The organism is bacterium (genome assembly GCA_028821235.1).
GTDB lineage: Bacteria > Actinomycetota > Acidimicrobiia > Spongiisociales > Spongiisociaceae > Spongiisocius.
In genome coordinates, this window is sequence record JAPPGV010000024.1 from 1 (window position 1) to 10,326 (window position 10,326).

Consider the following 10,326-nt stretch of genomic DNA (forward strand, 5'->3'; position numbering starts at 1 on the left):
GCGACGGCTTAGCCGGCTCGACTGTCCTGCGGTACTACCGGTCCAGCAACCCGACCATCACCATCACCGACACGGAGGTGGGCGCCGAGGCAGTAGCCGCCCTCGACGCCGCGCAGAGCGCAGGCGGGTCGGTGAGCCTGACCGCTCCGGACACACCGGGCACCTACTACTACGGGGCGTGCGTGGCCGCGGTGTCCGGCGAGGCCGACACCACCAACAACTGCTCTACCGCAATCACCGTTACGGTGACCGCGGTGTCTCTCCCGGATCCGGTGGTGGACCCGCCCACGGTCAGCAACCCCAGCCCGCCCGCAGGATCAGCGTTCACGCTAGGCGCGGCAGTCCGCAACAAGGGCACCAAAGCATCCGAAGCCACCACCCTCCGCTATTACCAATCCACCGACCCCACCATCAGCACGGCCGACACGGCCGTCAAGGACGATCCCGTACCCGCTCTCGACGCATTGGAGAGAGCAGACCGATCGGTGACCCTCACCGCTCCGGACACACCGGGCACCTACTACTACGGCGCGTGCGTCGACGCCGTGTCGGGCGAGAAGGACACCGCCAACAACTGCTCATCCGCAATCACCGTCACGGCTGGCGCCGCGCCCGCCCCCGGCCTGGTGGTGGACCCACCCACGGTCAGCGACAGCACTCCGGCAGCCGGGGCGGCCTTCACGCTGGACGCCACCGTCCGCAACCAGGGCAACGGCGCATCCGGAGCCACCACCCTCCGCTACTACCAGTCCGCCGACCAGGCGATCTCCACCGACGACACGGCCGTCGGCACCAACCCGATACCCGCGCTCGACGGTGCGGGGAGCGCAGGCGGCTCGCTCAGCCTGACCGCACCGGCCACACCGGGCACGTACTACTACGGCGCGTGCGTCGACGCCGTCGCCGGCGAAGCCGACACCACCAACAACTGCTCACCCTCAAGCACCGTCACCGTAGCCGCGGCACCCACCCCCGACCTGGCGGTCGACACGCCCACCGTGAGCAACACCACCAGGCCCGCCGGAGAGCCTCTCACGGTGAAGACCACCGTCCGCAACCAGGGCAACGGCGCATCCGGAGCCACCACCCTCCGCTACTACCAATCCAACGACCCCACCATCACCACCGACGACACGGCCGTCGGCACCGAGGCATTACCGGGTCTCCGCGCATCGCAGAGCGCAGGAGGATCGGTAACGCTGGCCACACCCTCCACGCCCGGGACCTATTACTACGGCGCATGCGTCGACGCCGTGCCAGGCGAGGCCGACACCACCAACAACTGCTCACCCTCAAGCACCGTCACCGTAGGCCCCGCCCCCGCCCCCGACGTGGTGGTAGGCACGCCGACGGTGAGCAGCGCCACCCCGCGTGCCGGAGCGCCCCAGACGGTGAGCGCCACGGCGCGCAACCAGGGCAACGGCGCATCCGGAGCCACCACCCTCCGCTACTACCAATCCAACGACCCCACCATCACCACCGCCGACACGGCCGTCGGTAACAACCCGATCCCCGCCCTCGACGCATCGCAGAGTGCGGGCGGGTCGCAGAGCCTCACCGCTCCGGACACACCCGGCACCTACTACTACGGCGCATGCGTGGAAGCCGTGCCAGGCGAGGCCGACACCACCAACAACTGCTCCGCCGCGATCACCGTCACCGTCGGTGCGGCGCCCGCCCCCGGCCTGGTCGTGGACCCGCCCACGGTCAGCGACAGCACTCCGGCCGTGGGGGCGTCATTCACGGTGAGCGCCACGGTGCGCAACCAGGGCGACGGGCCGTCCGCCTCGACCACGCTGCACTATTACCGGTCCAGCGACTCGACGATCACCACCGGCGACACGGCCGTCGGCACCGACCCGATACAGGCTCTCGACGCATCGGCGAGCGCAGGAGGATCGGTAAGCCTCGCCGCACCCTCCACACCCGGCACCTACTACTACGGGGCATGCGTCGACGCCGTGCCAGGCGAGGCCGACACCACCAACAACTGCTCCGCGGCCGTCACGGTGACGGTCTCCGCTCCCGACCTCGCGGTGGACCCGCCCGCGGTCAGCGAGAACACTCCGGTCGCGGGAACTTCCTTCACGCTGACCGCCACCGTCCGCAACCACGGCAACAGTGCATCCGGCTCGACCACCCTGCGCTACTACCAGTCCAGCGACTCGACCATCGCCACCGCCGATACGTCGGTAGGCACTGACACCGTGGGGGATCTCAGCGTGTCGGAGGGTGATACGGAGTCGATCTCGCTCACCGCCCCGACTACACCCGGCACCTATCACTACGGCGCGTGCGTGGACGCGGTGACCAGCGAGGCCGACACCACCAACAACTGCTCGATCGCGGTGGCTGTGACCGTGGTTGCCGCGCGTGCGCCCGATCTTGTGGTGGACACACCGACCATGAGCATTTCTGGCAGGACGATCACCGGTGGCGTCCCGGTCGGTACGACCGTCACGGCAGGGACGACGGTGCGCAACCAGGGCAACAGCGCAACCGGCTCGTACGACGCCCTCCTGCGCTACTACCGCTCCACCGACACGACCATCACCACGAGCGACACGGCGGTTGGGTACACCCCTTGGCTTGACAATCTGGGTGCGCTCGGCAGCAGCGACCACTGGGTCTCCTTGACTGTGCCGACCACGGTAGGAACCTACTACTACGGGGCCTGCGCGGACTCGGTAGCCGGCGAGAGCGACACCACGAACAACTGCTCTGACTCGGTAGAGGTGACCGTCGGCGTTCCCGACCTCGTGGTCGAGTCGCCTGGTGTCAGCGACTTCACCGACCATCTCGGTCTCAGCCGGAGCTCTCCGGTCGCCGGAGCCGGATTCATACTGAGTGCTTCGGTACGCAACAAGGGCACTGCCGAGTCGGGCCCCAGCACGTTGCGCTACTACCGCTCGACCGACACGACCATCACCAGGAGCGACACCGCGGTCGGGCCATACGTAGGTGGTGTCAACTATCTGGTTGCGCTCGGCAGCAGCGACCACTCGATCCACCTTACGGCGCCGACCACTGCAGGAACCTATTACTACGGGGCCTGCTTGGACGCCGTGCCCGGTGAGGCGGACACCACCAACAACTGCTCCGCGGCCGTCACGTTGACTGTCACCGCTCCCGACCTGGCGGTCGACCAACCGACGGTGAGCGAAAGCAATCCGACCACCGGCCAGTCCTTCGTCTTGGAGGCCACGGTGCGGAACATAGGGGACGGCTCATCCGGGCCCGCCAATCCGCCGCGCTTCTATCGCTCCACCGACTCCACCATCGACAGTTCGGACACCTCGGTGGGCAACACGGACAACATGCCCAGTTTGAGTTTGAGTGCCGGCGAGGCGACGACCCGGTCGGTGAGCCTGACCGCGCCATCTAACGCCGGGACCTACTACTACGGGGCCTGCGTGGACTCGGTGGGCGGCGAGAGCGACACCACCAACAACTGCTCCCCGCCGGTGACGGTGTCCGTCGACACCGTTTCTGCTCGGGACCTCGTGGTTGACACGCCCACGGTCAGTGAAATCACCGCGACGGTGGGAACGAGATTCCGTATGGTGGTCGCGGTGCGCAACGTGGGCGACACGACTTCGGAATCGGCCACGCTGACCTTCTATCGCTCGACCGACTCGACCATCACAACCAGTGATGAACGGATCATCGGTTGGGGAATGGACTCGGCCTCCGCCACCGTCAGCCCTATCGGCCCCTCGGAGACCGCCTACCTGTACATCGATCCACGAGCGCCGTCCACGCCCGGCACCTACTATTACGGGGCCTGTCTGATCTCGACGAGCGACGAGTTCACGGCGGCCAACTGCTCGCCTGCCCTGACGGTCGTCGCGGGCCGGCCCGACCTGGTGCTCGACCCGATTACCGTCAGTCCCGCCAGCCCGGAAATCGGTTCTGACTTCGAGTTGCGCATCGATGCCCTGCGCAACCAAGGCGACAGTTGGACAGGGCCCATCACCTTGCTCTGGTACCTCTCACGGGACGCTGAAATCACCAGCGCCGACCAGCAGTTGGCCTGGGACCTGATGGATCCGATGGAGCCGTCAAGCAGCGAGGACATCGGAACGCTGACCCTCCGGGCACCGCCCGCGCCCGGTACGTACTACTACGGGGCCTGCGTGGACGCCGTGCCCGGTGAGGCGGACACCACCAACAACTGCTCCGTGGCCGAGGTGACCGTGAGACTCCCCGACCTCCTGATCCTCACGCCCACCGTCAGCGACAGCACTCCGGTCGCCGGAAGGGCCTTCACACTCCACGCCACCGTGGTGAACCGCGGCAGTTCACGCTCGCAATTCACACGGTTTACGTACTACCGCTCCACCGACGAGATCATCACAACGGAGGACACGTGGATGGATAGCGGATCTGTGCGCGGTCTGGAACCGCACGAGGTCAGCAACGAGAGCGTCACGCTGACCGCGCCGTCCACATCCGGGACGTACTACTACGGAGTCTGCATGAAGGTCGGAACAGTGGACTACTGCTCAGAAGCCGTGGAAGTGACCGCCGGAGATGCACAGCCCTCGCCTCTCTTTCTCGAGACCGATTGTTTTGTGTTCCAGGAACAGCACTTTGTCAGGTTTACGGTGACCGCGAGGGTGCCCCTAACATCTCTCGCCGTCAGCACATACATGGTCGAAGGAAGAACCAACACCAAGCACCTCGTTAAAAGGGTGGAAATCGGCGACCTCGCGGCCAACAGCTCCTACAGCAAACTCACATCGACAAACTTCCTCGCCGCCCTGCGACGGAACCTCACGACCTGCACAGCAGATGTGGAAGGCTACGCATCGGTCCGGCCGCGCTTCGACCCACCCCCGAGCACAGTTCCCGACCCCCAACCACAACCTTCCCCCGGTCAAACTCCTGCCGACCAACCTCAGGTCGGACCAACTCCCGTCGTTCCTACGTATCAAGCAACGATCACTCTAATGGCCGACATACATCACTTCAGATATGGCCAAGCAGTTTTCGATGCTCACGGATCTTGTGGCTACTCCGTCAACGGTGTCCCGTGCCCGTGGCAAGATCACATCTCATGGTGGTCCTCGTTGCCCCCTCACATTCAGGGCTGTGCACTCACGACCGGCCCCGGCTGCCCTGGATGGCAGCGACCCGAAGACTCCGGCCATTGATGACTGAGGGGCCCTCGTGGCAGCAGAAGGGTAAGACGTACGGCTGCCCCTAGGGCGCGCCGGCCCCAGTCCCCCCAGACGCCACCAGAAGGGACCGCCGTCCGGTCGTCCGTTCGGATCGCCGGTAAGCAAGACCCGTCGGAGGGAGCGGGATCAAGCCCGCCGCCGCGGCCACGGCCAACGCAGCGTAACGACGCGATCGGGGTACCCATCACGACACTCCCGATCGCACCGGGGTAGGCGCTGGCCGCGATCGAGACCAGGCGGGACTAGCTGGATTCAGTCAGGTCGAAGCGGTCGAGGTTCATGACCTTGTTCCACGCCGCCACGAAGTCGCCCACGAACTTCTTTTCGGCGTCGTCCGAACCATAAACCTCAGCTACAGCTCGAAGCTGGGAGTTGGAGCCGAACACGAGGTCCACCGCGGTGGCCGTCCACCTCGCCTCGCCCGTCGCGCGGTCGCGGCCCTCGTAGACGTGCTCGGTCTCCGACACCTGCCACATCGTGTCCATGTCGAGCAGGTTGGCGAAGAAGTCGTTGGTCAGCGTCCCGACCCGGTCGGTAAGCACGCCGAGCGAGGACCCTCCGGAGTTGGCGCCCAGCACGCGGAGGCCGCCGACCAGCGCCGTCATCTCCGGCGCGGTCAGCGACAGCAGGCTGGCCCGGTCGACAAGCAGCGTCTCGGGTCGGCGCCCATCGCCGTTGCGCAGGTAGTTCCGGAACCCGTCGGCGGTCGGTTCGAGCACGGCGAACGACTCGGCATCCGTTTGCTCCGCGGAGGCGTCGGTGCGTCCTGGCGAGAACGGAACCTCGATGTCGTGGCCGGCATTGCGAGCCGCCTGCTCGACGGCGGCACACCCGCCGATCACGATCAGGTCGGCGAGAGACACCCGCTTGGAGCCGTCACCGGCGCCGTTGAACCCGGCCTGTATCCCTTCGAGGGTCGCCAGCACGGTCGCCAGGTCCGAGGGGTCGTTGACCTCCCAGTCCTTCTGGGGGGCCAGCCGGATCCGGGCGCCGTTCGCTCCCCCGCGCATGTCGCTGTCGCGGAACGTCGACGCCGAGGCCCAGGCGGTCGAGACCAGCTGCGACACGGTGAGCCCGGAGTCGAGGATCCCGGCCTTGAGAGCGGCGATGTCGGCGTCATCGACGAGTTCGTGGTCGACTACGGGGACGGGATCCTGCCAGATCATCTGCTCATCCGGGACCTCCGGGCCCAGATACCTGGTCACGGGTCCCATGTCGCGATGGGTGAGCTTGTACCACGCCCTGGCGAAGGCGTCGGCCAGTTCGTCCGGGTTCTCCAGGAAGCGCCGCGAGATCGGCTCGTAGACGGGGTCCATGCGGAGCGAGAGGTCGGTGGTCAGCATCACGGGGACGTGCCGCTCCGACGGGTCGTGAGCATCCGGCACCGTCCCGGCCGCCGCCCCGTTGGCGGGGATCCACTGCCACGCCCCCGCCGGGCTCTGCGAGAGCTCCCAGTCGTAGCCGAACAGGACCTCGAAGAAAGAGCTGTCCCAGGTGACCGGGGTGGTAGTCCAGGCGCCCTCGAGCCCGCTAGTGATCGAGTCCCCCGCCTTCCCGCTGCCGAACGCGTTCGCCCATCCCAAACCCTGCTCCTCCAAGGTGGCGCCTTCCGGCTCGGGGCCGACGTACCGGCCCGCATCGGCGGCGCCGTGGGTCTTCCCGAAGGTGTGCCCTCCGGCGATCAGAGCGACGGTCTCGGTGTCGTCCATGGCCATGCGGCTGAAGGTCTCCCGGATGTCCCTCGCCGCCGCCAGCGGGTCGGGCCGCCCGTTCGGTCCCTCGGGGTTCACGTAGATCAGGCCCATCTGCACCGCGCCGAGCGGGTTGGCCAGCTCCCGGTCGCCGCTGTACCGCTCATCGTCCAGCCAGCCGGTCTCGGGTCCCCAGTCGATGTCCTCCTCGGGCTCCCACACGTCCTCGCGGCCGCCGCCGAAACCGAACGTCTCGAAGCCCATCGACTCCAGCGCCACGTTCCCGGCGAGGATCATCAGGTCGGCCCACGAGATCTTGCGGCCGTACTTCTGCTTGACCGGCCAGAGCAGCCGGCGCGCCTTGTCGAGGTTGGCGTTGTCCGGCCAGCTGTTGAGCGGAGCGAAGCGATGCGTGCCCAATCCGCCCCCACCGCGCCCGTCGAAGGTCCGGTAGGTGCCGGCGCTGTGCCAGGCCATCCGGATGATCAGAGGCCCGTAGTGGCCGTAGTCGGCCGGCCACCAGTCCTGCGAGTCGGTCATCACCTCTTCGAGGTCCGCCTTCACCGCCGCGAGGTCGAGGCTGTTGAACGCCTCGGCATAGTCGAACTCGTCGCCCATGGGATCGATCAGGGGCGAGTTCTTGTTCAACGGCCGCAGGTTCACCTGCTCCGGCCACCAGTGGTGATTAGCCAGCGAGCCCATCGTGGCGGGCATCTGGGGCGACACCGGACACTTGGCGGCCGATGCCTCCTGGTCGACGGTGCTGATGTCTTCTACGGTCATCTGTCGTCCTCGGTTGGTTGGCAGGAAGTCGCGGGTGCCAATCTAGCTGTGGCTTCGACAAGCCACGGACATTCCGAGCCTAACCACGGGCGCTACCAGGTCTCGCTCCATAGCAAGCACCCTGTCGTTCTCTCAGACTGCACATCGGTAGCACCTACTATCGCGGCCGGTGTATGTCCGCTCGATGGTCGATATAAGCCACATTGACCCTGTGCCGGTCTTCGTCGATCTCGTAGACGATTCGATAAGCCCCGATCCTTGCCGAGTGAAGTCCCGACAGGTCACCGCGAAGTGGTTTGCCAACGCGGCCGGGGTTTTCGAGTAGAGGCCCGAGCATGTACTCCACCACTGCGAGGGCGATCTTCTCGGGGAGGCGATCGATGGCTCGACGTGCAGGTCGGGCAACGGCCAAACACCAGGACGAACCGGTCACACCGTGTCGCGGCGAAGTTGGTCTCGGAGCGCTTCGATCTCTTCTTGGGTAGCGACATCCCCTTCAGCGATGGCAGCCCGGCCTAGTTCGATTGCTTCTACAGCACTCGGGTCTGAGAGGATGGAGACGGTTTCCTCGATCGCCTCGAGGTCGTCTGGGCTGAGCACCACAGCCACCGGACGACCGTTACGCGTCACCGTGACCCTTTCGTGCGTCGTGACGATGTCGTCGACGACCTCCGAGAACTTGGCTTTGACTTCTGACAGGGGCAGCGTTCTTGACATGACCAGAATTATAGTCTAATCAGACGGGTCATAGCGCGGCCAACGGCCTCAGAGCCGGTGCTCTCGGAGAATGCCGGAGAAGAGGTTCTCCCCGCATCCGTCTCCGTCGCCGGGGAGGGGAAGGGTCTCGGTCTCGAAGCCGGCCTCCTCCATGAGAGCCATCCAGGTCGACAAGGGGAAGAGGCCGGTCACATGGAGGTCGGTCTCCACCCGCTGACGGCCTCCCTCGGTGATCGTGTAGGTGATCCAGGACTCGATGGTGGTGTCGGTCGGATCGGGATCGGTCAGCCGCTCCTCCACCCTCACCTCCGGGTCGCCCGGTCGGGCGGGCGGCGGGATGTCCCAGCGCAGGACCTTGCCCTCCACGAAGGACTCCGCCACCAGGTCGGGCGCCACCAGGAGGAGGCCGCCCGGTCGCAGGTGGGCCCGGGCGGTGGCGAAGGCCGCCCTCAGGTCGTCCTCGGTCAGCATGTAGGCCACCGCATCGTGGATGAGCACCGCGTCGAACACCTTGCCCAAGCGCACCGTCCGCATGTCGCCCACGTGATGCTCCACGCCGGGGTTCAGCCGCCGGGAGTGCTCCAGCATCTCCGGGGACAGGTCGACGCCGGTGGCCTCAAAGTCGGAGGTGAGGTGCGACAGGTTGTGGCCGCCACCCACGCCGAGCTCGAGGATGCGATGGCGCTCCCCGCCCAGCCGGGCCCGGATGGCGTCCCTCCAGTGGCCCGCCTCCTCGGCGTAGTCCTCCGGGGGGCTGACGAGCGGCCACAAATAGGCCAGGTCGGAGTAGAGGCGCCGGCTGCCTGCCATGGCGCTTTCCGGCCTTACGTGGTCGTGCTGCGCCGAGCCAGCGAGGTTGTCCAAGCCGTACCCTCGGCCCGGGCCACGGCACACAGTTCGGTCATCCGCCCGGCGGCATGCTGCGCGTCACGCTCGCCTGTGGCGAGTTCGCGCCAGATGGCCCGACCTCCCAGGAACCCCGACGCCCCCGCCGCGCAGGCCACCCGCACCTGGTCGCGGAACAGTGCGAAGTCGCTGCCCTCGGAAAGGATGACCCAGGGAACCGGACTCAGCCGGTCGACCTCGGCGCAAGCCTCGGCCCATTCCTCGGGATCGCGCCGGCCGGCCCCCGGCATGACGGGGAACTGCAGCTTGAGCACTTCGGCGCCCAGCGGGCCCAACCGTCTCACCCCCTCCAGCACGGCCCGTGTGCGGTCCCCGGGATCCTCGTACAGCGCCAGCGGCTCGCAGAAGAGGGGGAGCCCTGCCTGCCGGCACTGGCTCACCACATCCGTCACGAAATGCTCCGCCGCCGACATGTCCCCGTCCGGGTCGTAGTACACGGAGATCTTGACGGCGTCCGCTCCCATCTCGGCCGCCCGCTCCACGTTCCAGCCGGGGAGGAGGCGAGGAGCGGTGCGCACGTCGGCGTAGTCCCCGTCCTCGACACCGAGGATCAGTCCCAGGCCATCAGGACGGCCACGAGGGGTCGACCCCATGGTCACCAGGTAGCCGGGGTCGATCAGGACCGCCCCGCTGATCGGCCCGAGCGCCGCGATGATCGGTTGCTTGGCGGCGCTGATGTCGGCGGCGGTCATGCTCTCGGGGTGGTCCGGACGCACCGTCTGGGCGAACGACCCCACATGATCGATCGCCAGGACCGTGAAGAGACCGTCCTCCGTAGCGACCCGCGCGAGACGCTCCGAGCGCGCCCCCGCCCGGCTGTTGGAGGATGCTGTCATGCCATACGTCTCCCGCACCGATCTGGTGATCCTGCCTTCATAGCGTGCGCTACCACCTCATCAAGTAAACGACAGGCAAGGAATCTAGTGCCCTGATTCGATCGTTCGTGATCCACGCCCGAGATGACGAGAACGCGAAAAACGCCGGAACACGCCCCACCCGGCGGGCCCATCCCCCAGCCACCACCTCCTTCGGTCCGAACGCGTTCC

The 10,326-nt window shown here is 66.9% G+C and carries 6 protein-coding genes; 1 reads left to right on the forward strand and 5 read right to left on the reverse strand.

The window, feature by feature from the left end:
* Positions 1-5,156 (forward strand): hypothetical protein (locus OXK16_02625; GenBank protein ID MDE0374842.1); only part of this gene is annotated, 5,156 nt, incomplete at its 5' end.
* A 269-nt stretch (positions 5,157-5,425) separates the two neighbouring features.
* Here the strand turns inward: OXK16_02625 and katG are convergent.
* The 5 genes from katG to OXK16_02650 all read right to left on the reverse strand — a co-directional run bounded on the left by katG (position 5,426) and on the right by OXK16_02650 (position 10,116).
* On the reverse strand, positions 5,426-7,657 hold the full coding sequence (gene katG / locus OXK16_02630; protein ID MDE0374843.1) for a catalase/peroxidase HPI: 2,232 nt from the start codon (positions 7,655-7,657) through the stop codon (positions 5,426-5,428).
* 157 nt (positions 7,658-7,814) lie between these two features.
* Positions 7,815-8,090 (reverse strand): type II toxin-antitoxin system RelE/ParE family toxin, encoded by a 276-nt coding sequence (locus OXK16_02635; protein MDE0374844.1) that lies wholly within the window; start codon positions 8,088-8,090, stop codon positions 7,815-7,817.
* The gene (locus OXK16_02640; protein MDE0374845.1) at positions 8,087-8,374 is read right to left on the reverse strand and encodes a type II toxin-antitoxin system Phd/YefM family antitoxin; all 288 of its coding nucleotides are present in this window, start codon (positions 8,372-8,374) and stop codon (positions 8,087-8,089) included. The genes OXK16_02635 and OXK16_02640 overlap by 4 nt, the downstream gene beginning before the upstream one ends.
* Positions 8,375-8,422: 48 nt before the next feature.
* Entirely contained in the window at positions 8,423-9,184 is a 762-nt protein-coding gene (locus OXK16_02645; protein MDE0374846.1) for a class I SAM-dependent methyltransferase, read from the reverse strand.
* 14 nt (positions 9,185-9,198) lie between these two features.
* A complete protein-coding gene (locus tag OXK16_02650) occupies positions 9,199-10,116 on the reverse strand; it encodes a hypothetical protein (protein ID MDE0374847.1) in 918 nt (305 codons plus the stop codon).
* Positions 10,117-10,326 lie beyond the last annotated feature (210 nt).

Bases quoted from the DNA above. Each gene is read 5' to 3' on its own strand.
- OXK16_02645 (MDE0374846.1), bottom strand. From the start codon at position 9,184: ATGGCAGGCAGCCGGCGCCTCTACTCCGACCTGGCCTATTTGTGGCCG.
- OXK16_02640 (MDE0374845.1), bottom strand. From the start codon at position 8,374: ATGTCAAGAACGCTGCCCCTGTCAGAAGTCAAAGCCAAGTTCTCGGAG.
- OXK16_02650 (MDE0374847.1), bottom strand. From the start codon at position 10,116: ATGACAGCATCCTCCAACAGCCGGGCGGGGGCGCGCTCGGAGCGTCTC.
- katG (MDE0374843.1), bottom strand. From the start codon at position 7,657: ATGACCGTAGAAGACATCAGCACCGTCGACCAGGAGGCATCGGCCGCC.